The following is a 22,514-nucleotide window of genomic DNA, read 5'->3' on the forward strand; positions in this document are numbered from 1 at the left end:
GGGGAGGGCCGGCGGGCCCTCCCCCCTGTCCCGTGCGTACGGGTACGGGTCAGGGCTTGCGGGCCACGGCGGCCCAGCCCGGGATCGGGTCGTCGCCCTGGACCGGCACCGGCTCGCCGAGCTCCGGGTGCCACTCGGCGGTGAGCGACACGCCGGGCTCAACGAGCTCCAGGCCGGCGAAGAACTCGGCCAGCTCGTCGCGCGAGCGGGGCCGCAGGGTCAGGCCGCGGGCCTTGTACATGCCGACGGCCTTCGCCGCGCCCTCGGGGTCGAAGTCCCCGGTGACGTGCGAGAGGACGAGGTAGCTGCCCGGGGCGAGCTGGTCGACCAGCTTGCCGACGATGTCGTGGGCGCCGTCCTCGTCGCCCAGGAAGTGCAGCAGGGCCAGCATCGACAGCGCGATCGGCTGGTCGAAGTCAAGGACCTTTCCGGCCCGTTCGAGGATCATCTCGGGGTCACGGGCGTCCGCCTGGATGTACTCGGTGGCCCCCTCGGGGGTCGAGCGCAGCAGGGCGGCGGCGTGCGCGAGGACGATCGGGTCGTTGTCGCAGTAGACGATCCGGGACTCCGGCGCGGCCTCCTGCGCGATCTGGTGCAGGTTGGGCTCGGTGGGGATGCCGGTGCCGATGTCCAGGTACTGGCGGACGCCGTGGGCGCTGAGCCAGCGGATGGCGCGGTGCATGAAGGCGCGGTTGACCCGGGCCATGTCCCGGCCGCGGGCGTCGACGGTGAGGAGCTGGCGGGCCATCTCCTCGTCGACGGGGTAGTTGTCCTTGCCGCCCAGGAACCAGTCGTACATCCGCGCCGGGTGCGGCTTGCTGGTGTCGATCCGGATCTCGCTGCGGGCGGATGCGGCGTCCTGGGTCATCGTCGGCTCTCCTGGTCGGGACGAACGGGTGGCGCTGCTACAAGAGTTACGTGACGGTAGGGGCGGTGCGGAAGGGTCAGGTGAGCAGGAAGTCAGCCTGGCCGGATTTGGCCCCCGCGATGAACGCGGCGATCTCGCCGTGGGTGTAGATGAGCGCCGGTCCTTCAGGGTCTGCGGACTGTCGCACGGCGACCCTGCCGTCGGCCAGCTTCATGGCCTCCACGCAGTTGCCCCCGTTCCCGCCGCTCCAGGGCTTGTGCCATCCCTCGGCACCGAGCTCCGCGGCGGGCATGCCGTTGTATATGCGATCCATTCACAGCTCCTTGCGGAGATCCCGGAGGATCTCCTTCGTGCGTTGTGCAGTCGCGGCCTGCGCCGCCATCCGGTCCATGACCTCCAGGTGGGACGCCACCTCCGGGCGCGCGTCGAGGTAGACGGCGCCGGTCAGGTACTCGCTGTAGACCATGTCCGGGAGTTCGGGCATGGCGAAGCGGAAGAGGACGAAGGGACCGTACGTGCCGGGGTGGTGGCCGGACGCGAACTCCGCGATCTGCAGGGTGACGTTCGGCTGCTCGGACGCTTCGAGCAGCCGGTCGAGCTGGTCGCGCATCACCTCGGGCCCGTCGCCGACCGGCCGGCGGAACACCGTCTCGTCCATGATCACCCAGAACTTCGGGGCGTCCTCCCGGGTCAGCAGGGACTGACGCTCCATCCGCAGGGCCACATGGCGCTCGATGTCCTCCTCGCGCGCGGCGTCACCGCCGCCGCCGACCGCTCCGCTGCGCAGGATGGCGCGGGCGTACGCCTCGGTCTGGAAGAGACCGGGCACGAACTGGGGCTCGTAGGACCGGATGAGGCTCGCGGCCCCCTCCAGGCTGACGTACATGGAGAACCAGCCGGGCAGCACGTCGTGGAACCGCTGCCACCAGCCGGGCAGGTTGGCCTCCTCGGCGAGGGCGACGAACGCCTCCGCCTCGGCGTCGACGACCCCGTACGCCTTCAGCAGCAGCTGGACGTACGGGATCTTCAGCGCGACCTCGGCGGTCTCCATGCGGCGGATCGTGGCCGGGGCGACGTGGAGGACCTTGGCGGCCTCCTCGCGCTTGAGGCCCGCGCGCTCGCGCAGATCCTGCAGACGCCGGCCGAGGACGACCTGCCCCACCGTGGGGGCGGACCGCGGCTCGCTCACTCTCAGACCTCCCCGACGCGCTGTTTCGATGAGTGTGCCACGAGACCGCGCCAGAGAGAACACGGCACTCTGCAATTTTCAGAGTGCCACTTGCCAAGTGTCCGAGTCAGGAGGACAGTGTTCCGGTGAACCAGTACAGGCTGCCGCCGGTGCGCCTCCCCCGGGCCCCGGCGACAGCGACGTACGGCAGCCCTGCCCACTGTTGTGAGGAACCGGTCGTGGCCTCTGGTAACGCGCAGCCCTCAGGTCTCATGAGCCCCCGAGTCATGGCCCAGCGCCCGCAGACCCGCCACGATCCCGCCTCCCACGACACCCGGTACCGCGAGCCGCACCACCGGGACCCGCTCCACCGCGCCCCCCTCCGCCGCATGGCCTTCGAGCTGCCCGCCCGCACCGAGTCCGTGAGCCGCGCCCGCCACCTCACCGAGGAACGGCTGGCCCTCTGGGGCTGCGGAGCCGAGATACGCGACACGGCCGCCCTGGTCGTCTCGGAACTGGTCACCAACGCGGTGCTGCACACCGCCAGCAGCCGGATCGTCTGCGAGGTCCGCGAGGGCGCCGAAGCCCTCCGCGTCGCCGTACGGGACGAGGGCGGTCCGGCCGGCCCCCGGATACGCGACTGCGGCGCGGACGAACGCGGCCGGGGCCTGCTCATCGTCGACGCGCTGTGCGCGGCCTGGGGCGCCGAGCGCACCGGCCACGGCACGGCCCAGATCGTCTGGGCGGAGCTTCCGCTCGCCCTGGGGGAGCCATGCTGAAGTCGATGGCGACCCTCCTCGCCCCCCGCGCCCGCCGCTCCCCCGAGCAGGGCCCCGGTCACGGCCCCGCCGTCGCCGCCACCCGCCTCGCCGTCCCCACCGGGCTCACCACCGGCCTCGGGTGCGACGCCGTCGGCGTCCCCGCCCGCTTCGGCTTCAAGATCCTCTCCCGGCTGCCCGCCAAGGGCTGCGTGTACGCCGACACCGACTGGTGGTGGTGGCTCGTCCCGGCCGGCTCCGACCTCGACCTGGTCTGGCCGATGCCCTCCTGTTACGCGCCCGGCGCCGAGATCCCCGACCGCGGCCCCCGCCTGATCCACCACCCGGACGGCACCTCGCCCTACAGCCCGCCGATCCCGCTCTACCTGCTGGTCTGCCAGCTCACCGGCATCGCCCCGGCCTGGCCGGCCCCGCAGGTGCGCAGCGCCCTGTGACGCTCCGGGCCCCGGCTGCGTAGAGTCGGCCCCATGTTCACCCCGCAGGGCCCGACCCTCCGCGAACTGACCCGGCAGGCGCTCTCCTCGGTCGAGCACGGCTACGACCTCCTGGCGCCCGCCTTCGACGCCACGCCCTTCCGCACCCCGGACCGCGTCCTCACGGCGGTGGCCGACGCCCTGGCGGAGCTGGGCCCGTTCACGTCGGGCCTGGACGTGTGCTGCGGCACCGGTGCCGGGCTCCGCGTGCTCCGCTCGGTCTGCGCGGGCCGCGTCGCCGGAGTCGACTTCAGTACGAACATGCTGGCCGAGGCCCGGCGCCGGCACCCCGCGGCGACCCTGGTCCGCGCCGACGCCCTGGCCCTGCCCTTCGCCCCCGCCTTCGACCTGGCGGTCAGCTTCGGCGCCTTCGGCCACTTCCTCCCCGACGCCCAGCGCACCCTCTTCGCCCAGGTGCACGCCTCCCTCCGCCCCGGCGGCACCTTCGCCTTCCCCCTCCCGGCCCCGCCGCCGGTCGGCTCCCGCGCCTACTGGACCCTGTGGGCCTTCGACGCCGCGATGCGCGTCCGCAACGCCGTCTGGCGCCCCCGCTTCGTCATGTACTACCGCACCTTCCGCCTCCCGGACGTCCGCGCCCGCCTGGAGGAGTCCGGCTTCACCGTCACCCACCAGCCCCTCGCCCCCTTCGGCCACCGCCCGGACGGCAGCCCCCACTGCCGGCTGGTGGTGGCGCGGAAGGACTGAGCGCGGTCACGGCACCGCGCCGCCCCAGAAGGCGGAGTCGCCGTCGAAGCCGACGTTCACCTCGACCTCGAACGGGTCGGCCGCGGGGGGCGGCAGGTCGAAGCCGTGGTCGGCGACGGCCTTCCGCCCGGGGAGCAGGCCGCCGGAGAGCGCCATGACGTTCTGCCCGGCGTCGAACACGCGGACCGCCTCGCGCCCGTCGCCGTCCCGGCCCCGCACCACCACCGTGACGAGGTCGAGCCGTTCCCCGGAGCCGTTGCGGACGGTCACCTCGACCTTCACCGCGATGTTCCCGTCCTTGTGCCCGGCCGAGGTGTCCGCCGGGGTGAACCGCTCGGGGGCGGAGACCGTCACCTCGACCCCGTCGGGGAAGCGGTGGGTCCGGCCGAAGGGCAGCAGTCCGGCGGCCGGGCTCGTACCCGGCGGCGGGGTGCCGGAGGCGGTGGTGGTCCCGGCCGCCGACGAGGGGGCGGGCGGCGCGGGGGTCTCCCCGCCGTCGCCGCCCCGGAACGCGCCGGTGCCGGCGAGCAGGCCGGCGACGCCGACGGCGAGGACGAGCACCCCGATCAGGGCGGGCAGCCACCCGCGGCGGCGCGGCGGCCGGGCGGTGGATCCGCTGAGGGGTCCGGGCGGCGGCCCGGACGGGGGTGTGCCGGAGCCGGACCCGTTCGCGTCGCGCATGGCACGCCTCCCCGCTCCCCGAGAGGGATCCTCCCAGCGTAGGCACGGCATGCCGAAAGCGCCGGTCGACGTGGAGTCGACCGGCGCTTCGTGTGGTGTCCGAGGGGGGACTTGAACCCCCACGCCCGATAAAGGGCACTAGCACCTCAAGCTAGCGCGTCTGCCATTCCGCCACCCGGACAAGGTGTCTGTCGGCTCGCGGGGTGTTCCCCGCGGCGACATGGATAACTCTACCAGGGGTTCGCGGGCGCTTTCACCGGCGTTTTCCGTGGTCAGTCGTGGGGTGGGTGGGAGGGGGCGGTCCCGTGCGCCGGGTGGACCCCGGGCCGCGACCCGGGCGCACGGGGACCGCCCATCCCCGGGGATGCCGCCTCGGCGGCCTGGAGCCTGGCGCCCCCCGACGCCCGCTCCGGGTCCCACCTTCTCCCCGGGGCGTTGGTCCAGGCCAGTCCCTGACCGGAATACGTCAGGTCAGCGGACGGCGGTGAGGCGGGCGGAGACGACGACGTTGCCGGTGTAGCCGGCGGCGCGGGTGTAGGGACCGCCGCAGGTGATCACGCGGAGTTCGGGGGTGCCGGTGGAGGCGTAGACGCGGTCGGCGGGGAAGCCATCCTTCGGGACCAGTTCGACGCCGTGGACGGTGAAGACGGCGGTCCGGCCGTCGGCCCGGCGGATCTCGACCGTCCGGCCGCGGGTGAGGGAGCCCAGGGCGTGGAAGACGGCCGGGCCTGTGGGGGTGTCGACGTGGCCGACGACGACGGCGGTGCCGGGTTCGCCGGGGGTGACGGCGCCGGTGTACCAGCCGGCCCGGCCGGGGTGCTCGGGCGGCGGGGCCTCGATCCAGCCGTCGGCGTCCAGGCCGACGCCGGTGAGCGGGGCGTCCACGCCGAGCGCGGGGATCGTGACGGCGAGCGGGGCGGCGGCCGGGAGGCCCGGGCGGGCCGGGGGCGGGGGCGGCGCGGGGGCCGCCGGGGCGTCCGCCACGAGGGGCCGGGGCGGGCCGGCGGCGGTGAGCTGTTCCGTACCGCCGCGGACGAGGTGGACACCGGCGAGGAGGAGGACCGCGACGACGCCCCAGGCGCCGCGGCGGCCGTACGCGCTCTCCACGGGCTCGGCCTCCTCGGCTGGGGTGCGGTGCTGGTCGCCCCTCCGCCCCGGACCTCGTCACACCGGGGCGGAGGGGCCGTCTCAGGGGCGGTCGCCGGTGCGGCCGCGGCGGCGGGTGAGGACGACGGCGGCGCCCAGGGCCCCGGCGATGAGGGCGGTGCCGGCGGCCAGTGCGGCCGCGCCGAGCGCGTCGGAGCCGGTGGAGCCGCCGAAGCCGGCCTTGACGCCCTTGCGCGGGGCGGGCGGCGGGACGGACGGGTCGGCCGGGGTGACCGGGGCCGGCGGGGTGGTGCCATGGGCGACGGTCAGGGTGGCGGTGCCGCGCTCGCCCTTGCAGTCGAAGGCGATCTCGTACGCGGCGCCGGCCTTCGCGTCGAGGTCGACGGTGGCGGTGCCGGGGCGGCCCTCGGTGAGGGTGACGGTGTCGAAGATCCCCGAGGTGACGGTGACGGACGGGACCTCGCAGCCGTCCGCGGTCAGGGTGACGGTGCCGCCGGGGGCGACGGTGCGCGGGGTGACGGAGAAGCCGAAGGAGGTGACATCCGGGGTCGTCCCGTCACCGGCGGAGGCCGTGGGCGCGGACAGGGCCGTGGCCGCGGTGAGCAGCAGGGCGGCGGAAGCGGTACGTATCGCGCGCATGCGGTCCTCCGGTCGCGGCGGGGGCACGGGCGCGGAGCCGCTCCGCGTCCGGGTCCGGGGCCGGCCGGCGTCCGGGACCCCCGCCGCGATCGAAGCTAGGGGCGGCGCGGGGGCGCCGCCACCGGTCCCCGCGCGCGCTGCGCCGTCCGGGGCACGCGGGGGTGCGTTCAGGGCACCCGGACGACCTGGCCGGCGTACGAGAGGTTGCCGCCGAAGCCGAAGAGGAGGACGGGGGCGCCGGACGGCAGCTCGCCGCGCTCGACGAGCTTGGCGAGGGCGAGGGGGACGGAGGCGGCGGAGGTGTTGCCGGAGTCGACGACGTCCCGGGCGACGACGGCGTTGACGGCGCCGATCTTCGCGGCGAGCGGTTCGATGATCCGCAGGTTGGCCTGGTGGAGGACGACGCCGGCCAGGTCCTCGGGGGCGATGCCGGAGCGGGCGCAGGTCTCGCGGGCGAGGGCGGGGAGCTTCTGGGTGGCCCAGCGGTAGACGCTCTGGCCCTCCTGGGCGAAGCGGGGCGGGGTGCCCTCGATGCGGACGGCGTGGCCCATCTCGGGGACGGAGCCCCACAGGACCGGGCCGATGGCGCCGGTGTCGGTCTCGGTGGCCTCGACGATCGCGGCGCCGGCGCCGTCGCCGGTGAGGACGCAGGTGGTGCGGTCGGTCCAGTCGGTGATCTCGGTCATCTTGTCGGCGCCGATGACGAGGGCGCGGCGGGCGGCCCCGGCGCGGACCGCGTGGTCGGCGGTGGCGAGGGCGTGGGTGAAGCCGGCGCAGACGACGTTGAGGTCGAGGGTGGCGGGGGCGCCCATGCCGAGGCGGGCGGCGACCCGGGCGGCGGTGTTGGGCGAGCGGTCGATCGCGGTGGAGGTGGCGACGACGACGTAGTCGATGTCGGCGGCCGTGAGGCCGGCCGCGGCGAGCGCCTTGCCGGCGGCGTGCGCGGCGAGCTCGTCGACGGGTTCCCCGGGGCCAGCGACGTGCCGCGTGCGGATGCCGACCCGGCTGAGGATCCACTCGTCGCTGGTGTCGACCAGCTCGGCCAGGTCGTGGTTGGTCAACACCTTGGCGGGCTGGTAGTGCCCGAGCGCGGCGATGCGAGTGCCCGTCATCCCGGGACCCCCTCGATGGTTCGTTCTGCGGCAGGAGCCACCCAGTCTTGCCAGCGACTGATGGGTAACAGGTGACGTAAACCACCAAGATTCCCCCGGGTCGCCTGTCCGACCGTGACAAGGGGTCAGGTGGCACACCGGGTGGGGCGGGCGGTGCGGGGTGCCGGGGTGACGGAGAATGTCGGGGTCGGGCGGGAACGGCGAGGGAAACGAGGGCGGCGCGGATGGGACGGGTCACCGAGCGACGGCGAGTCACGCGGATCCGCGGCGGCGCGGTGAGCGCGCGGCCGGACACGCTGGTGGCGGAGGAGCCGATGGAGATCCGGCTGAACGGCCGGCCGATCGCCGTCACGATGCGGACGCCGGGCGACGACTTCGCGCTGGCGGCGGGGTTCCTGGTGAGCGAGGGGGTGCTGGCGTCGGCGGCCGACGTCCGGTCGATCGTGTACTGCGCGGGCGCCAGGGAGGACGGCACCAACACGTACAACGTGGTCGACGTGCAGCTGGCGCCCGGCGTCGCCGTCCCCGACATCACGCTGGAGCGGAACGTCTACACGACCTCGTCGTGCGGGCTGTGCGGCAAGGCGAGCCTGGACGCGGTGCGGACGACGGCCCGCTTCCCGATCGCCGACACTCCCCCGGTACGGGTCTCCCCGGCGCTGCTCGCCGGGCTGCCGGACCGGCTGCGGGCGGCGCAGAAGGTCTTCGCCACGACGGGCGGCCTGCACGCGGCGGCGCTCTTCGCGGAGGACGGCGAGCTGCTGGACGTGCGGGAGGACGTGGGCCGGCACAACGCGGTCGACAAGCTGGTCGGGCGGGCGCTGCGGGAGGACCTGCTGCCGCTGGACCGGGCGGTGCTGCTGGTGTCCGGGCGGGCCTCGTTCGAGCTGGCGCAGAAGGCGGTGATGGCGGGGATCCCGGTGCTCGCCGCGGTGTCCGCGCCGTCGTCGCTGGCGGTCGACCTGGCGGCGGAGACGGGGCTGACGCTGGTCGGCTTCCTGCGCGGGGCGGACATGAACGTGTACGCGGGCGAGCACCGGATCGCGCTGGAGGGCGCGAAGCCCTAGTTCTTCGGCGGGTCGATCATCTGGAGGGCCAGGGTCGCCGGGGGCGGGGCGAGGCCGGGGCCGCCGGCCTCGGTCCAGGCGAGGATGTCGTCGAGGCAGTCGTCGTCGAGGGTGAAGCCGATCCAGGCGGCCCGGCCGCCGCGGCGGCGGCCCTCCGTCGACGGCTGGACGACCACGATGTTCGCCTGTGCGCAGGGGCCGAGACAGTCGCTGGTGCGGACGGCGAGCCGGCCGCCGGAGGCCGCGGCGGCGGCCCGGAGCCGGTCGAGCTGCGCGGCGTGGTCGGTGCCGGGGTTCTTGCGGGGGTCGCCGCAGCAGCAGCCGCGGCAGACGACGAGGGAGCAGGGACGGGATCCGTACCGGAAGGGGGCGCGGTGCGCGCGGGCGCGGCCGGGATCGAGTGAGGGCATGGGTGTCACCGTAGCGGCCCGGTGATCAGCGGGAGGACGGGGCGGGGGCTCCCGTCCCGCGGGCGGTCGCGTCCGCGGCCGGGGGCTCCGGTCCGGTCGCCTCGGGATCGGGGGCCGCGGCTTCGGGGTCCTGGGCCCGGCGGCGGGCCAGGACCGCGCAGACCATGAGCTGCATCTGGTGGAAGAGCATCAGCGGCAGCACGGCGAGCGACGCCTGCGCGCCGAAGAGGACGCTCGCCATCGGCAGGCCGGCGGCGAGGCTCTTCTTGGAGCCGGCGAACTGGATGGCGATCCGGTCGGCCCGCCCGAAGCCGAGCTTCCCAGCCCCGTACCAGGTCAGGGCCAGCATCACGGTGAGCAGGACGGCCTCGGCGGCGAGCAGCAGCGCGAGCCGGCCGGGGGTCACCAGGTGCCAGACGCCGGCGAGCATGCCCTGGCTGAAGGCCGTGTAGACGACCAGCAGGATCGAGCCCCGGTCGACGTACCCGAGCACCTTCTTCCGCCGGGTCAGGAAGCCGCCCACCCAGCGGCGCAGCGCCTGCCCGAGCAGGAAGGGGACGAGGAGCTGGAGGACGATCCGGACCAGGGCGTCGGCGGAGAGGCCGCCGGTGTGCCCGCCGAGCAGGGCCGCGGCGAGCAGCGGGGTCAGCACGATGCCGGCCAGCGAGGAGAAGGAGCCGGCGCAGATCGCGGCCGGCACGTTGCCGCGGGCGATCGAGGTGAAGGCGATCGACGACTGGATGGTCGACGGGACCAGGCAGAGGAAGAGGAAGCCGGCGTACAGCTGCGGGGTGAGGACGGCCGGCACCAGGCCGCGGGCGACCAGGCCGAGCAGCGGGAAGACGGCGAAGGTGCAGGCGAGGACGGTGAGGTGGAGCCGCCAGTGCCGGAGTCCGTCGAGCGCCTCCCGGGTGGAGAGCCGGGCGCCGTAGAGGAAGAAGAGGAGCGCGACCGCGCCGGTCGCGGCGGCCTCGGCGATCCGGGCCGCCGTGCCGGAGGCGGGCAGCAGGGCGGCGAGGCCGACGGTGCCGAGCAGGGCGAGGACGTAGCCGTCGACCGGCAGCCAGGAGGGCAGGAGGGGGCGTCGGTTCATGGCTCCACTCGGGGCGGGGAAGGGGCGCGGTCGCGCTTGCCGTGTGGTTCCCATCCTGGTGGACGCACCGGTCATCGGGAATCCCGTACAGCGCACTGACTGTCATCACGTTCCGCGATAACGTCGGCCGGGTGTACGAGCCCACCCAGCTGCGCACCTTCCTCGCCGTCGCCCAGGCGCTGAGCTTCACCCGGGCGGCCCGGCGGCTGGGGCTGCGCCAGTCGACCGTCAGCCAGCACGTGCGAAGGCTGGAGGAGGCGGCCGGCCGGCCGCTCCTCACCCGTGACACCCACAGCGTGGAGCTGACCGAGGACGGGGAGGCGATGCTCGGCTTCGCGCGGACGATCCTCCAGGCGCACGAGCGGGCGGCGGCCTTCTTCACCGGGACGCGGCTGCGCGGCCGGCTGCGGTTCGGCGCGTCGGAGGACTTCGTGGCGACCCGGCTGCCGGAGGTCCTGGAGTCGTTCCGGCGCGCCCACCCGGAGGTGGACCTGGAGCTGACCGTCGGCCTCTCCGGAACGCTCCAGGCGCGGCTCGCGGCGGGCCGGCTCGATCTGATCCTGGCCAAGCGGGGCGACGGGGCGGACGGGGACGGCGGGGTGCCGGTGTGGAGCGACGTCCTGGTGTGGATCGGGGCGCCGGGCCTCCGGCTCGACCCGGAGCGGCCGGTGCCGCTGATCGTCTACCCGCCGCCCGGCATCACCCGGGCCCGGGCGCTGGCGGCCCTGGAGGCGGAGGGCCGGGCCTGGCGGATCGCCTGCACGAGCTCCAGTCTGAGCGCCAACGTGGCGGCGGCCCGTGCCGGGCTCGGCGTCATGGCCCACACCCGGGGCCTGCTGCCGCCCGGCCTCGTCCCCGTACCGCCCCGGGCGGGCCTCCCGGACCTCGGCGGGGTCGACTTCGTCCTGCGCACGGGCCGCCGGGGCGGCGCGGCGCAGGAGGCGGCGGACGCCCTCGCCGAGGCGATCCTCCGGGGCGTCGACGGCCTGCGCCGCCCGGGGTGACGCCGGGGTGACCCCGCCCGCGCCCGGGTGCCGCGGGGCGGCGGGCGGATATTCGGCCGGGTGGGGGCGTGGGCGGGGGGTACAGATTCGGTGGAGAGTTGGCGGGGGCCGGGCGTACCGGTCGGTACGCAACGGGGGGCGGGGGGCCGTCACTTGCCGCCCCACCCGGTCTGACCTGGACGAACGGGGGAATGTCGCGGCTTGGTGAAGGTTCTCCCGCCGCCGCGCCCGGTGGGGTACGGTCACGGCGCCGCAGCCGTCACAGCGGCCCCTTTCAGCCACGAGCCGTCGAGGGAGGAGCAGGTCCGTGCGCGAGTTCACCGTGCCGCCCGTCGAGGCGGCGCCGCTGAGCGGGGGGCTGGCGGACGCCGTCTTCACGCGCGCCGCCGACACCCCCGACGCGGTCGCCCTCGCCCGCCGGGCGGCCGACGGGTCCTGGCAGGACGTGAGCTGCGCCCGGTTCCGCGACGAGGTGCTGGCGCTGGCGAAGGGGCTGGTGGCGCACGGGGTCCGGTTCGGCGACCGGGTCGCCGTCATGTCCCGCACCCGCTACGAGTGGACGCTCTTCGACTTCGCGCTGTGGACGCTCGGCGCCCAGCCCGTGCCGGTGTACCCGACCTCCTCCGCCGACCAGGTCCTCTGGATGCTGCACGACGCCGAGGTCACCGCGTGCGTGGTGGAGCACGAGGACCACGCCATGACGATCGGCTCGGTGGTGGACCGGCTGCCCCGGCTCCAGCGGCTCTGGCAGCTCGACCCCGGCGAGGACGCCGGCCCGGGCGCCGTCGCGGAGCTCACCGCCGCCGGTGCGGGCATCGACGACGAGGTGGTGCAGCGGCACCGGCGGGCGGTGACCCCCGAGTCCGTCGCGACGGTCATCTACACCTCGGGCACCACCGGCCGCCCCAAGGGCTGCGTACTCACCCACGGGCACTTCATGGCCGAGACGGACGCCCTGCTCGCCGGCTGGGAGCCGGTCTTCCGCTCCCGCCCCGGCGACCCGGCGTCCACCCTGCTGTTCCTGCCGCTGGCCCACGTCTTCGGGCGGATGGTGGAGGTGGCGGCGGTGCGCGGCGGGGTGAAGCTGGGGCACCAGCCGTCGATGACGGCCGCCGCGCTGCTGCCGGACCTGGCCGCGTTCCGGCCGAGCTTCGTCCTCGCCGTGCCGTACGTCTTCGAGAAGATCTTCGACGCGGCGCGGCGCAAGGCCGAGCGGGAGGGCCGGGCCGGGGTCTTCGACAAGGCCGTGGACGTGGCCGTGAAGTACGCGGAGGCGCTGGAGCACAAGGCGTTCGGGCTGGGGCCGGGGCCGTCGGCGGCGCTGCGGGTGCAGCACCAGTTCTTCGACAAGACCGTGTACGCGAAGGTGCGGGAGGCGCTGGGCGGGAGGATCCGGTACGCGATGTCGGGCGGTTCGGCCATGAACCGGGCCACCGGCCTCTTCTTCGCCGGGGCCGGCGTCACCGTCTTCGAGGGGTACGGCCTGACGGAGACGACGGCCGCCGCGACCGCGAACCCGCCGGGGAGGGTCCGGTACGGCACCGTCGGCCGGCCCGTGCCCGGCACCACCGTGCACATCGCCGAGGACGGCGAGGTGTGGGTCCACGGCGGCCAGGTCTTCTCCGGCTACCTCAACGACCCGCGGGCGACGGCCGCCGTCCTGAACGACGGCTGGCTCGCCACCGGCGACCTCGGGGCGCTCGACGCCGACGGCTATCTGACGATCACCGGGCGGAAGAAGGAGATCCTGGTGACGTCCGGCGGCAAGAGCGTGGCGCCGGCCGGCCTGGAGGAGCGGGTACGGGCCCATCCGCTGATCGCCCAGTGCCTGGTCGTCGGCAACGACCGCCCGTACATCGCGGCCCTCGTCACCCTCGACCAGGACGCGGTCGACCACTGGCTCGCCGTGCAGAACCGGCCGCCGCTCTCCCCCGCCGAGCTGGTCCGCGACCCGGACCTGGAGACGGAGATCCGGCGCGGGGTGGTGGCCGCGAACACGCTGGTGTCGCAGGCCGAGTCGATCCGCACCTTCCGGATCCTCGCCCACCCGTTCAGCGAGGAGCACGGGCTGCTGACCCCGTCGCTGAAGCTGAAGCGGAAGGCGATCGAGCGGGCGTACGCGGCGGAGGTCGACGCGCTGTACGGCTGACGGGACCGGCGCGGGCCGCCCCGGGCGGGGGCGCGCGGCGCGGTCGTGGCGGGGTCGCTCCGGGGTCGCTTCGGGGTCGCGGAATCATGCGGGGCGGGTGATCGTTGTGCCCTTGGGGCGAGGCGTCCGCGCGGCGCCCGCCGACGACCACGACGACGTAAGGATCCCTTCCACGTGAGCACGGACAACACGGTCCCCTCGGTCCTCCTGAACAACGGCGTGGCGATGCCGCAGCTGGGCTTCGGCGTCTGGCAGGTGCCGGACGACGAGGCGGAGAAGGCCGTGGCCACCGCCCTGGAGGCCGGCTACCGCTCCATCGACACGGCCGCGATCTACGAGAACGAGCGCGGCACCGGCAAGGCCGTCGCCGCCTCCGGGATCGCCCGCGAGGAGCTGTTCGTCACCACCAAGCTGTGGAACAGCGAGCAGGGCCACGACTCGGCGCTGCGCGCCTTCGACGCGTCCCTGGAGCGCCTCGGCCTCGACTACGTCGACCTGTACCTGATCCACTGGCCGGTGCCGGCCAAGGACGCGTACGTCGACACGTACAAGGCCCTGGAGAAGATCCTCGCCGACGGGCGCGCCAAGGCGATCGGCGTCTCCAACTTCCTGCCCGAGCACCTGGAGCGGCTGACGGCCGAGACCTCGGTGGTGCCGGCGGTGAACCAGATCGAGCTGCACCCGCAGCTGCCGCAGGCCGAGTCCCGGGCCGTGCACGCCCGGCTGGGCATCGCGACCGAGGCGTGGTCGCCGCTGGGCCAGGGCCGGGGCCTGCTCGACGTCCCGGCGCTCGTCGCCATCGCCCGCAAGCACGGGCGCACCCCCGCCCAGGTGGTGCTGCGCTGGCACCTCCAGCTGGGCAACGTGGTCATCCCCAAGTCGGTGACCCCGTCCCGGATCCGGGAGAACATCGACGTCTTCGACTTCGAGCTGGACGCCGAGGACGTCGCGGCGATCGGCGCGCTGGACGAGGGCCGGCGCCTCGGCCCGGACCCGGCCCAGTTCAACATGGCCTGAGGCCCCGGTGCGGGGGACGGCGGACGGGGGCACGGCCCCCGTCCCTGACGGGCTCTACCGGGTGCGGAACGTGGGCAGCGGGCTGGTCCTGGAGGTGTACGCCGGTTCGCGGCGGGGCGGTGCCAAGGTGCAGCAGGGCGCTCCGGCGGACGCGCCGGGGCAGCACTGGCGGGTGTCCGCGGTGCCGAACGGCGGGGGGCTGTACCACCTGGTCAACGCGGCCAGCGGAAAGCGGCTCGACGTGGTGAACGCCTCCACGGAACCGGGGGCGCTCGTCCAGCAGTGGCGGGCGAACAACTTCGGCGCCCAGGAGTGGATCATCGAGCGGGACGTCCAGTCGCCGGACACGGTCGCGCTGGTCAGCTTCATCAGCGGGCTGCTGCTCGAAGTGGCGGACGGGTCGACGGCCGAGGGCGCCGACATCCGCCAGGGGGAGGACACCGACTCGCCGTTCCAGTGGTGGCGGCTGGAGCCGGTGCCCTCCTGAGCCGCCGCGGCGGCCCGCGCGGTTCAGCCCTTGCGGGCGGTGTGGACCGTGTGGGCCGTCAGGTGGAAGAGGTCCGTCCGGCGGTGCAGCGACTGCTCGTCGGCCGGGTCGAGGAGCCGGTCGAGGACCGCGCGGTCCTCGGCGCCCAGGTGTTCGCCCATGCCTTCGCGGAGCCGCTCGAAGTGGCGGACGGCCAGCTCGCGGACGACCTGCGGGACCGGCGCGGGCACGTCCACGAGGAAGGTGCGGGTGCCGGCCGGGGTGAGGCCCGCGGCGGTGAACAGGGCGCGCCAGTCGTCCGGTTCGCGGACGGCTCCGGGCAGCTCGGCGCGCATCCGGGCGAACCAGTCGGCGTGCTCGGCGTCGAGACGCGCCTCCAGGCCCGGCCGGCCGATGCCGATGTCCCGGGGCAGGTGCCGCAGCGGCAGCCCGCCCTCGACGAGCGCGATCAGGCCGCCGGGCCGCAGCAGCTTCGCGAAGTCCGCGATCGCGGCCCGCTGGTCGCCGAGGTGGTGCAGCGAGTTGCCGGCCCACACCAGGTCGGCCTCGCCGAGCGCACCGGTCTCCTCGGGGAGTTCGGCGCGGAGGGTGGCGACCCGGCCGCCGAGGCCGTGGTCCTCGGCGCGGGCGCGGGCCCGTTCCAGGAGTTCGGGGGTGCCGTCGACGGCGACGGCCTCGGCGTACGGGAACGCCTCGGCGAGGAGCGCGGTGATGACGCCGGGGCCGCTGCCGATGTCGAGGAGCCGGCGCACGCCGCTCGCCGGCACGAGCGTGCCGAGCCATGCGGCGGCCTCGCGGTAGGCGGGGCCGGCGACCTCGGCCTGGCGTTCCAGGAGCGGCGCGAGCCGCCCCCAGTCGAGCGCTTCCCCGTCGCCGTGCGCGTGGGCGCCGTGCGCGTGGGCGTGGGCGTGGCCGGAGGTGTGGGAGGGGGCATGGGTGGGGGCGCCGTGGGCGTGCGGCGCGTGGGTGCCCGCGTGGGCGTCACGATGCTGGGTCATACGGCAAGAGTGCGCCGTCCCTCACGGAAAACGCGAGAGAAGTTGCCGGAACGGCAAACGTGTCGGCACCTCCCGCCCGCGGGTCGAAAGTCCCGCGACAGCGTCCGGGGCTGCTGTTAGCCTCGGTGGCATGGGTGCGTACCACTACTACTTCTTCCTCTGATTCCGGGGTCCGGCCCGGCCGCTCATGGCCGTGGGCCGGTTTCGCGTGCCCTTTTCCGCCCCGTCCCGCAGAGGAATCCCCATGCGCGCTCGCGCCCAGCTCTCCCTCCGTCACGTCGGCGTCGTCCTCGGTGACCGCCGCGTCCTCGACCAGGTGTCGTTCACCGTTCGGCCCGGCGAGAAGGCCGTCGTCGTCGGCGAGAACGGCTCCGGCAAGTCCACCCTGCTCCGGCTGCTCGACGGGGCGCTGGCCCCGGACGAGGGCGAGGTCGTGGTCGCCTTCCCGGGCTCCGTCGCCCGGCTCGCCCAGACGCTGCCGGAGACGTACCCGGTCGGCCCCGACGACACCGTCCAGCACGCCGTCAATCTCGCCCTCGCCGAACTCCGCGCGCTGGAGGCGGAGTTGCGGGAGGCCGAGGCGGGCCTCGGCACGGCGGGGCCGGACGAGCTCGCCGCGTACGGCGAACTCCTCGACCGCTTCGAGGAGCGCGGCGGCTACACAGCCGACGCCGAGACCGCCGCCGCCCTGAACGCCCTCGGTCTCGGGCACCTCACCCCCGACCGGCCGCTCGCCTCCCTGTCCGGCGGCGAGCAGGCGCGGCTCGCGCTCGCCTGCGTGCTCTCGTCCGGGGCCGAGCTGCTGCTGCTCGACGAGCCGACGAACCACCTCGACCGCGACGCCGTCGACTGGCTGCGGGCCCGGCTCTCCGCCCACCGGGGCACCGCGCTGGTCGTCACCCACGACCGGGCGTTCCTCGGCGGTTTCGCCACGACCGTCCTGGAGGTCGACCGGGACCGGCGGACCGTGCTGCGGTACGGGGACGGCTGGGCCGGCTACCGGGCGGCGAAGGCCGCCGAGCGGCGCCGCCGGGAGCAGGAGCACCAGGAGTGGCGCGACGAGGTCGCACGGACCGAGGAGCTGGTCGCGGCGGCGGGCCGGCGGCTCGCGGTGACCGGGAAGGACCCGGGCCAGGGCTTCGGCAAGCACCGCCGGTCCAGCGAGAACAAGCTGTCCGGGCAGGTGCGGACGGCCCGCCGCCGGCTGGAGGAGCTGCTGCGGGAGCCGGTGGCGGCGCCGCCGGAGCCGCTGCGCTTCGGCGGCCGGTTCGCGGAGGCGGACGCGGAGCCGTCGGAGGAGCCGCTGGTGGAGCTGGCGGACGTGGTCGTCGGCGACCGGCTGGCGGTGGACGCGCTGCGGATCGGACCCGGGGAGCGGCTGCTGGTGTCGGGGCCCAACGGGGCCGGGAAGACGACCCTGTTGCGGCTGCTCGCGGGCGAACTGGCGCCGGACGCCGGGGTGGTGCGCCGGACCGGCCGGGTCGGCCACCTCGCGCAGGAGCTGCCGCACTCCCCCACCCGCCGGCCGGCGCTGGCGGTGTGGGCGGAGGGCCGGCCGGGGACGCCGGAGGAGCACGCCGGGGAGCTGCTGGCGCTGGGGCTGCTGCGGGAGGAGGACCTGGCGGTGCCGGTCGCCGCGCTGTCGGCCGGGCAGCGGAGGCGGCTCGAACTGGCCCTGCTGGTCTCGCGTCCGGCCGATCTGCTGGTGCTGGACGAGCCGACGAACCACCTGGCGCCCGCGCTGGTGGAGGAGCTGGAGGAGGCGGTGGCCGCGTTCCCGGGCGCGGTCGTCGCCGTCTCGCACGACCGGGAGTTCCGCGCCCGCTTCGCCGGCCGCCGCCTGGAGCTGGCCGGCGGCCGGGTGGCCGCCGGGTAGGTGCTCGGGGTGCCGGTCCGGGGCGGCTAGACCGTCTTCGCGTAGGCGGCGAGGCGGTACACGGGGGCGGGGCGCGGACGGTCCTGGTCCGGGAGGGCCGCGAGCGCGGCGGCGAGGGCGTCCGCGGTGGCCGGGTCGCCGCGGAACCAGGAGGCGAAGTGGCCGGCGCGGAGCCGGCGGGCGGTGGCCGCCGGGGTGGCTCCCTGGCCGTGGCCGGTGAAGGTGGTGCCGCCGGCCGGGGCGAGGCCGTGGGCGGCGGCGAGGGCGTCGACGCGCGCGGCGCGGTCGTGGGCGGCGGCGCCCGCCCGGTGCGGGCGCAGCACGGCGTCGATGTCGCTGCCGGTGTCGTGGCAGGCGTCCTTGTCGACGGTGACGGCGAACACGCCGCCGGGGCGCAGCAGCCGGGCGGCCTCGGCGACGATCTCCCCGGTGTACGGCACCAGGTGGAGCAGCCACACCGCGCTGACCGCGTCGAGGCTCGCGGCGCGGAACGGCAGCCGGCGGGCGTCGGCGCGGACCGTCCGGCCGGGGAGGCGCCCGGCGGCGGTCCGCAGCATGGCGTGGGCGGCGTCGGCGCCGAGGACGCGCAGTCCCGGCCGGGTGATCCGCTCGGTGACCAGGCCGGTGCCGCAGGCGAGGTCGAGGAGGGTGCGGGTGCCGGGCGGCAGCAGCCGCAGCACGGCGCCGGCCGCCGCCTCGGCCCGGGGCACGCCGCCCCGGGTCTCGTCGTAGTGGGCCGCCTCGGTCTCGTAGTCGAGCAGGGTGTCCGCCATGGCCGACACCCTACGGACCCGACGGGGCGTCAGCGGGCGCCGTGGGCCGGGGCGATGGCCTCGACGCGCTCCGCGAGCGCGAAGTCCTTGTCGGTGAGGGCGCCTCCGGCGGAGTGGGTGGAGACGGCGAGGGCGACGGAGTCGTACCCGAGGGTCACGTCCGCGTGGTGGTCCAGCTCCTGCTGGACGCTCGCCACGTGGACGACGAGGGCCGTGGCGGCGACGTGGCCGGGGAGCCGGTAGGAGCGGACCAGGCGCCCGTCCTCGACGGACCAGCCGGGGAGCTCCCGCAGACGGTCCTCGATCTCCTTCTGCGACAGCGGCTGCGTGGGCACGGGCGTGCTCCCTCCGGTCGGTGGTGCGGGGGCGGGGCGGATTGGCGTCGGCGGTGCGGGTCGTTCCCCGGGGGAACGTACCCGGTCGCCCCTCTGGGATACCGTCTGCGCATGACGACGGTCGTGAGCGACACGGGGGTGGGGGCGCTGCTGCGCGGCTGGCGCGAGCGGCGGCGGCTGAGCCAGCTGGAGCTGGCGCTGCGGGCGGACTCGTCGGCGCGGCACATCTCGTTCGTGGAGACGGGCCGGTCGCGGCCCAGCGAGGAGATGATCCTGCGGCTCGCCGAGCACCTGGACGTGCCGGTCCGGGACCGCAACGCGCTGCTGCTGGCGGCGGGTTACGCGCCCCGGTACGCGGAGTCGGCGCTGGACGCCCCGGAGCTGGAGACGCTGCGGGACGGCATCGAGCGGCTGCTCCGGGGGTACGAGCCGTATCCGGCGCTGGTGGTGGACGGCACGTACACGGTGGTGGCCGCCAACCGCGCGATCGGACTGCTCCTCGACGGGCTGCCGGAGGAGCTGCTGGCGCCGCCGATGAACGCCATGCGGATCACCCTGCACCCGGAGGGCCTGGCGCCCCGGATCCGCAATCTGCGCGAGTGGCGGGGGCACCTGGTGGCCCAGATGGAGCGGCAGATCGCGTTCGCCCGGTCGGACGCGCTGCGGGCGGTGTACGAGGAGGTGACGGCGTATCCGCTGCCGGAGCCGGCGGGCGGCGGCGCCGGGGACGCCGAGGACCCGGAACCGTACCCGTACTTCGCGCTGCCGCTGCGGATCGAGCACGACGGGCGGGTGCTGTCGTTCGTGTCGTCGATCTCGACGTTCAACACGCCGATGGACGTGACCGTCGCCGAGCTGGCCATCGAGACGCTGCTCCCGGCCGACCCGGCGACGGCGGAGTACCTGCGCTCCCTCAGCGGGTAGCGGCCCGCAGCGCGGTCCACTGGAGGAGGGCGAAGCCGGCGACGGTGCCGGCCTGCATCGGGGTCCAGACGAGACCGGCGGTGGTCGGGTCGAGCCAGGCGGCGAGGGCGACCAGGCTGAGGACGGCCCACAGCAGGTTGGCGTCGACGACCAGCTTCACGGCGAGCGCCGGGGGCTGCGGGCGGCTCGCGAGCCAGGCGACGCCGGCGGCGAAGGCGGTGAGGAAGAGGCCGAGGCCGAGGAGCAGGCCGGGGTCCACACCGAGGAGGTCGCCGAGCGGGCCGGAGGCGAGCGCATAGGCGAGGCCGTTGGCTCCGGTGACGACGGCGTCGAGGGCGAGGAACCGGCGGAGCATGGTCTGCGGGCGGGTGGTGCGGGCGAGACCGGCGAGCAGGGCCTGGGACATGACGGATCACCCTCCTGAGGGGGACGTGCGGGACGCGGGGCCGGTGCCCGGGCGGAGTGCGCCGCCCGGGTCCCGGTGGTTCCGATCGTGCCGCCGGGGGCGGGTCCGGGTCGATTACCCGTGAGGTCATGCCGGGGCGGGCGGGGGTTCAGTAGGGGGCGTCGCGGTGGGCGAGGAAGGCGCGCAGCCGGGTGGTGTCGGCGGTGGTCCAGCCGTCGGGCGGGACGACGGCGGCCCAGCCGTCGACGGCTCCGGCGCCATAGCGGTGCCCGTGCGGGGCGTCGACGCCGTACGAGACGGCCATGTCGACGGAGGTCTGCCAGAAGGTGACGAAGGGGAACCAGCGGATGTCGGGGGTGATGTCGGGGCCGAGCGGGCCGGAGAGCCAGGCGGGCCGGTCGAGGAGGAGCGCGGGCGACCACCAGACGACGGGGTCGGAGGCGTTCTGGAGGTAGACGACGCGCGGGTGGCGCCAGACGGCGGCGGGGCGGGCGAGGTCGGCGGCCGGGAACTGGCCGAACCGGACGTGGCTGCCGCCCCGGTACTGGGGGCGCCAGACCGGGCTGCCGGGGTCGCGGTCGCGGCGCAGTTCCCGGGAGATCGGCGAGAAGTCCGGCGGGCCCATGAGGAGGGCGCCGTCGGTGCCGTCGAGGAGGGCGCGGGCGGTGCCGAAGGAGGCTTCGACGGCGTAGGCGCCGAGGCTCTCGCCGGTGACGACGAGCTTCGGGCGCCGGCCGGCGGGCAGGGTGTCGAGGCGGGCGCGGACGGCGTCGAGGAGGGCGCGGGTGGCCTGGCCGGCCTTCTCCTTGTCGACGAGGAAGGAGACCCAGCTGGGCAGGTACGAGTACTGGACGGCGACGATCGCGGTGTCGCCGCCGTGCAGGTACTCCAAGGCCTCGGCGACCTTCGGGTCGACCCAGCCGGTGCCGGTGGTGCCGGCGACGGCGAGGACGGCCCGGTCGAAGGCGCCGGTGCGGTCGAGTTCGCGGACGGCGAGGGCGGCCTGGGCGGCGAAGGGGCGGTCGTCGGCGAAGGCGACGGGCGGGGTGGACGGCACGTAGACGCGGACGGGGTCGCGGGAGGGACGGCCGGTCCAGGCGGTGAGGGCGGCCCGGCTGGGGGTGGAGCCGGTGAAGTTGCGGCCCTCGTAGCCGAGGGACTCCCAGGGCAGGAGCGAGCCGGGGCCGCCGGAGACGGAGCGGGAGACGGGGCGGGTGATGCCGTCCTTGGTGCCGCCGTTGGTGGCGGCGGCGATGCGGTCGGCGAGGTCGACGATCCCCCGGTCGTAGACGATGTCGCGGACGCCGACGAGGACGGCGAGCGCGGTGAGCAGCGCGCCGGTGGCGTACGCGGCGGGCCGGGGCAGCAGCCGGCCGAGGAGCCGGATGAGGGTGACGGCGCCGAGCCGGACGAGCCGGGCCAGGAGCAGCGCGAGGGCCAGGAGCGCGAGCGCGATGAGGGCGATCGTCGGGGTGTGCCAGGTGAGCGAGGGCGGCAGGTCCTGGAGGACCCGCAGCCGCCGCTGCATCCGCGCCGACTCGGAGATCAGCCAGACGCTGGCGAGCGGGGCGAGCAGCCAGTACGCCTGCCAGCAGCGGGCGCGGATCCGCTCGCCGGGGAGGCGGCGGACGACGGCCCGGACCAGCCAGGCGAGGGTGGAGCCGAGGGCGTAGCCGATGGCGGCGGTGATGCCTCCGACGATGCCCTGGAGGTACCAGGGGCGGGGCACGAGGGAGGGGCTGAGGCTCGACCAGAAGAAGAGGGTGGCGAGGCAGAGGGCGGTGAGGTCGGGCCAGCGCCGGACGCGGTACGCGGGGCTGGGCCGGTCCCAGTAGGGGCGCCGCGCGACGGCGAGGCACCGCCGGCCGAGCCGGGCGGCGGCGCCGGGGGCGGGCGGTGCGGTGTCGGGGCCCGGTCCGGAGGGGGCTCCGGTGGACCGATCGGGGCGGGCGTTCCGGTCGGTCGAGGTCATCCGGCCAGCGTCGTACGGACGGGTGGGCGGGCGCAATCCGGATTCTCCCTGAGAAAACGGGGTGGTTCCGGGGCGCGGGGCCGGCGGTCCGGCCCGGCAGGGCCGCCCGGTCGGGGGCCGGGCGGCCGGGTCGGTCAGCGGGCCGGGGGCTCGGGGTGTGCGGGGTGCGGCGCCGGCGGGGCGGGCGCGGGTTCCGGGGCGGGGGCCGGTTCGGCCGGGTGCTCGGCGGCGCGGCGGCCCCGGGCGGCCTCGGCGCGCAGCAGGGCCTGGAGGACGGCGTACGGGTCGGACGGCATGGCGGTGCTCCTCGCGGGTGCGGGGTCGGGGGGACGGGCTGCTGAGAGGCGGGGGCCGGTCAGCAGCGCATCACCTCCGGCCGGCGCGACGGCGGGCGCGGAGCGGGTACGGGGGCGGGGGCGGCGCGCCGGGGGGCGCGGGCCGCCCCGGCCCCCCCCCCCCACCCCCCCCCCC

General features: G+C 75.6%; 25 protein-coding genes and 1 tRNA gene. 10 read left to right on the top strand and 16 right to left on the bottom strand.

The genetic code is table 11. The annotated features are described in order from the left end of the window. Positions 1–49: 49 nt before the first annotated feature. The 3 genes from ACFVQZ_RS30605 to ACFVQZ_RS30615 all read right to left on the bottom strand — a co-directional run bounded on the left by ACFVQZ_RS30605 (position 50) and on the right by ACFVQZ_RS30615 (position 2,057). Positions 50–868, bottom strand: coding sequence for an SAM-dependent methyltransferase (locus ACFVQZ_RS30605; RefSeq protein WP_030495615.1), 819 nt, complete (start codon positions 866–868; stop codon positions 50–52). Between the two features lie 76 nt (positions 869–944). Continuing rightward, complete coding sequence (locus tag ACFVQZ_RS30610) at positions 945–1,181, bottom strand: DUF397 domain-containing protein (protein ID WP_030495614.1); 237 nt, start codon at positions 1,179–1,181, stop codon at positions 945–947. Then, on the bottom strand, positions 1,182–2,057 hold the full coding sequence (locus tag ACFVQZ_RS30615) for a helix-turn-helix transcriptional regulator (RefSeq protein WP_030495613.1): 876 nt from the start codon (positions 2,055–2,057) through the stop codon (positions 1,182–1,184). 251 nt (positions 2,058–2,308) lie between these two features. Between ACFVQZ_RS30615 and ACFVQZ_RS30620 the strand changes: the two genes are divergently transcribed. The 3 genes from ACFVQZ_RS30620 to ACFVQZ_RS30630 are packed head-to-tail and all read left to right on the top strand — an operon-like array spanning position 2,309 to position 3,993. Further along, on the top strand, positions 2,309–2,815 hold the full coding sequence (locus ACFVQZ_RS30620; protein ID WP_321192904.1) for an ATP-binding protein: 507 nt from the start codon (positions 2,309–2,311) through the stop codon (positions 2,813–2,815). Next, positions 2,809–3,249: a hypothetical protein gene (locus ACFVQZ_RS30625; protein WP_030495611.1), complete on the top strand. Its 441-nt coding sequence runs from the start codon at positions 2,809–2,811 to the stop codon at positions 3,247–3,249. Before ACFVQZ_RS30620 ends, ACFVQZ_RS30625 begins: the two co-directional genes overlap by 7 nt. A 33-nt stretch (positions 3,250–3,282) precedes the next feature. After that, positions 3,283–3,993, top strand: a complete 711-nt coding sequence (locus tag ACFVQZ_RS30630) for a class I SAM-dependent methyltransferase (RefSeq protein ID WP_030495610.1) — start codon at positions 3,283–3,285, stop codon at positions 3,991–3,993. A gap of 6 nt (positions 3,994–3,999) precedes the next feature. Here ACFVQZ_RS30630 and ACFVQZ_RS30635 read toward each other — a convergent pair whose 3' ends face one another. The 5 genes from ACFVQZ_RS30635 to ACFVQZ_RS30655 form a co-directional block, all read right to left on the bottom strand. Beyond that, a complete protein-coding gene (locus tag ACFVQZ_RS30635; protein WP_383627965.1) occupies positions 4,000–4,674 on the bottom strand; it encodes a hypothetical protein in 675 nt (224 codons plus the stop codon). A 93-nt stretch (positions 4,675–4,767) separates the two neighbouring features. Beyond that, positions 4,768–4,855 (bottom strand) — tRNA-Leu (locus ACFVQZ_RS30640). Between the two features lie 290 nt (positions 4,856–5,145). Continuing rightward, a complete protein-coding gene (locus ACFVQZ_RS30645; protein ID WP_030495608.1) occupies positions 5,146–5,781 on the bottom strand; it encodes a class F sortase in 636 nt (211 codons plus the stop codon). Between the two features lie 81 nt (positions 5,782–5,862). Further along, the gene (locus tag ACFVQZ_RS30650) at positions 5,863–6,420 is read right to left on the bottom strand and encodes a hypothetical protein (protein WP_383627968.1); all 558 of its coding nucleotides are present in this window, start codon (positions 6,418–6,420) and stop codon (positions 5,863–5,865) included. Between the two features lie 167 nt (positions 6,421–6,587). Next, positions 6,588–7,532, bottom strand: a complete 945-nt coding sequence (locus ACFVQZ_RS30655; protein WP_383627970.1) for a beta-ketoacyl-ACP synthase III — start codon at positions 7,530–7,532, stop codon at positions 6,588–6,590. Between the two features lie 224 nt (positions 7,533–7,756). On the opposite strand from ACFVQZ_RS30655, the gene fdhD reads away from it, so the two are divergent. Next, the gene (fdhD, locus tag ACFVQZ_RS30660; protein ID WP_383627972.1) at positions 7,757–8,599 is read left to right on the top strand and encodes a formate dehydrogenase accessory sulfurtransferase FdhD; all 843 of its coding nucleotides are present in this window, start codon (positions 7,757–7,759) and stop codon (positions 8,597–8,599) included. On the opposite strand, the gene ACFVQZ_RS30665 is transcribed toward fdhD, so the two are convergent. Then, complete coding sequence (locus ACFVQZ_RS30665) at positions 8,596–9,009, bottom strand: hypothetical protein (RefSeq protein ID WP_051788515.1); 414 nt, start codon at positions 9,007–9,009, stop codon at positions 8,596–8,598. The genes fdhD and ACFVQZ_RS30665 overlap by 4 nt on opposite strands. A 25-nt stretch (positions 9,010–9,034) precedes the next feature. Continuing rightward, the gene (locus tag ACFVQZ_RS30670; RefSeq protein WP_383627974.1) at positions 9,035–10,102 is read right to left on the bottom strand and encodes a bile acid:sodium symporter family protein; all 1,068 of its coding nucleotides are present in this window, start codon (positions 10,100–10,102) and stop codon (positions 9,035–9,037) included. A 131-nt stretch (positions 10,103–10,233) separates the two neighbouring features. Between ACFVQZ_RS30670 and ACFVQZ_RS30675 the strand changes: the two genes are divergently transcribed. From ACFVQZ_RS30675 to ACFVQZ_RS30690, 4 genes are all read left to right on the top strand, one after another. Continuing rightward, positions 10,234–11,106 carry a LysR family transcriptional regulator gene (locus tag ACFVQZ_RS30675; RefSeq protein ID WP_030498594.1) on the top strand — a complete coding sequence of 291 codons (873 nt, stop codon included), beginning with the start codon at positions 10,234–10,236 and terminating at the stop codon, positions 11,104–11,106. Between the two features lie 307 nt (positions 11,107–11,413). Continuing rightward, positions 11,414–13,255 (top strand): AMP-dependent synthetase/ligase, encoded by a 1,842-nt coding sequence (locus ACFVQZ_RS30680; RefSeq protein ID WP_383627976.1) that lies wholly within the window; start codon positions 11,414–11,416, stop codon positions 13,253–13,255. A gap of 225 nt (positions 13,256–13,480) precedes the next feature. Continuing rightward, positions 13,481–14,272, top strand: coding sequence for an aldo/keto reductase (locus ACFVQZ_RS30685; protein WP_051788516.1), 792 nt, complete (start codon positions 13,481–13,483; stop codon positions 14,270–14,272). Positions 14,273–14,342: 70 nt separating this feature from the next. Then, on the top strand, positions 14,343–14,759 hold the full coding sequence (locus ACFVQZ_RS30690) for an RICIN domain-containing protein (RefSeq protein ID WP_383627978.1): 417 nt from the start codon (positions 14,343–14,345) through the stop codon (positions 14,757–14,759). Positions 14,760–14,782: 23 nt separating this feature from the next. Here ACFVQZ_RS30690 and ACFVQZ_RS30695 read toward each other — a convergent pair whose 3' ends face one another. Then, positions 14,783–15,757 carry a class I SAM-dependent methyltransferase gene (locus ACFVQZ_RS30695; RefSeq protein WP_383627980.1) on the bottom strand — a complete coding sequence of 325 codons (975 nt, stop codon included), beginning with the start codon at positions 15,755–15,757 and terminating at the stop codon, positions 14,783–14,785. A 244-nt stretch (positions 15,758–16,001) separates the two neighbouring features. Between ACFVQZ_RS30695 and ACFVQZ_RS30700 the strand changes: the two genes are divergently transcribed. Further along, on the top strand, positions 16,002–17,633 hold the full coding sequence (locus ACFVQZ_RS30700) for an ABC-F family ATP-binding cassette domain-containing protein (protein ID WP_383627982.1): 1,632 nt from the start codon (positions 16,002–16,004) through the stop codon (positions 17,631–17,633). A 26-nt stretch (positions 17,634–17,659) separates the two neighbouring features. Here the strand turns inward: ACFVQZ_RS30700 and ACFVQZ_RS30705 are convergent, their stop codons facing one another. Further along, positions 17,660–18,394, bottom strand: coding sequence for a class I SAM-dependent methyltransferase (locus tag ACFVQZ_RS30705; RefSeq protein WP_030498588.1), 735 nt, complete (start codon positions 18,392–18,394; stop codon positions 17,660–17,662). A gap of 41 nt (positions 18,395–18,435) precedes the next feature. Then, positions 18,436–18,741 (bottom strand): 4a-hydroxytetrahydrobiopterin dehydratase, encoded by a 306-nt coding sequence (locus ACFVQZ_RS30710; RefSeq protein WP_030498587.1) that lies wholly within the window; start codon positions 18,739–18,741, stop codon positions 18,436–18,438. Between the two features lie 111 nt (positions 18,742–18,852). On the opposite strand from ACFVQZ_RS30710, the gene ACFVQZ_RS30715 reads away from it, so the two are divergent. Continuing rightward, a complete protein-coding gene (locus ACFVQZ_RS30715; RefSeq protein ID WP_030498586.1) occupies positions 18,853–19,665 on the top strand; it encodes a helix-turn-helix transcriptional regulator in 813 nt (270 codons plus the stop codon). Here the strand turns inward: ACFVQZ_RS30715 and ACFVQZ_RS30720 are convergent. The 3 genes from ACFVQZ_RS30720 to ACFVQZ_RS30730 all read right to left on the bottom strand — a co-directional run bounded on the left by ACFVQZ_RS30720 (position 19,655) and on the right by ACFVQZ_RS30730 (position 22,339). Further along, a complete protein-coding gene (locus tag ACFVQZ_RS30720; protein ID WP_383627985.1) occupies positions 19,655–20,071 on the bottom strand; it encodes a hypothetical protein in 417 nt (138 codons plus the stop codon). The genes ACFVQZ_RS30715 and ACFVQZ_RS30720 overlap by 11 nt on opposite strands. Positions 20,072–20,219: 148 nt before the next feature. Beyond that, positions 20,220–22,043 carry an alpha/beta hydrolase gene (locus ACFVQZ_RS30725; protein WP_383627987.1) on the bottom strand — a complete coding sequence of 608 codons (1,824 nt, stop codon included), beginning with the start codon at positions 22,041–22,043 and terminating at the stop codon, positions 20,220–20,222. A 134-nt stretch (positions 22,044–22,177) separates the two neighbouring features. Next, positions 22,178–22,339, bottom strand: coding sequence for a hypothetical protein (locus ACFVQZ_RS30730; protein ID WP_321193552.1), 162 nt, complete (start codon positions 22,337–22,339; stop codon positions 22,178–22,180). Between the last annotated feature and the right edge of the window lie 175 nt (positions 22,340–22,514).

The organism is Streptomyces sp. NPDC057854 (assembly GCF_042797055.1).
Taxonomy (GTDB): Bacteria; Actinomycetota; Actinomycetes; order Streptomycetales; family Streptomycetaceae; genus Streptomyces.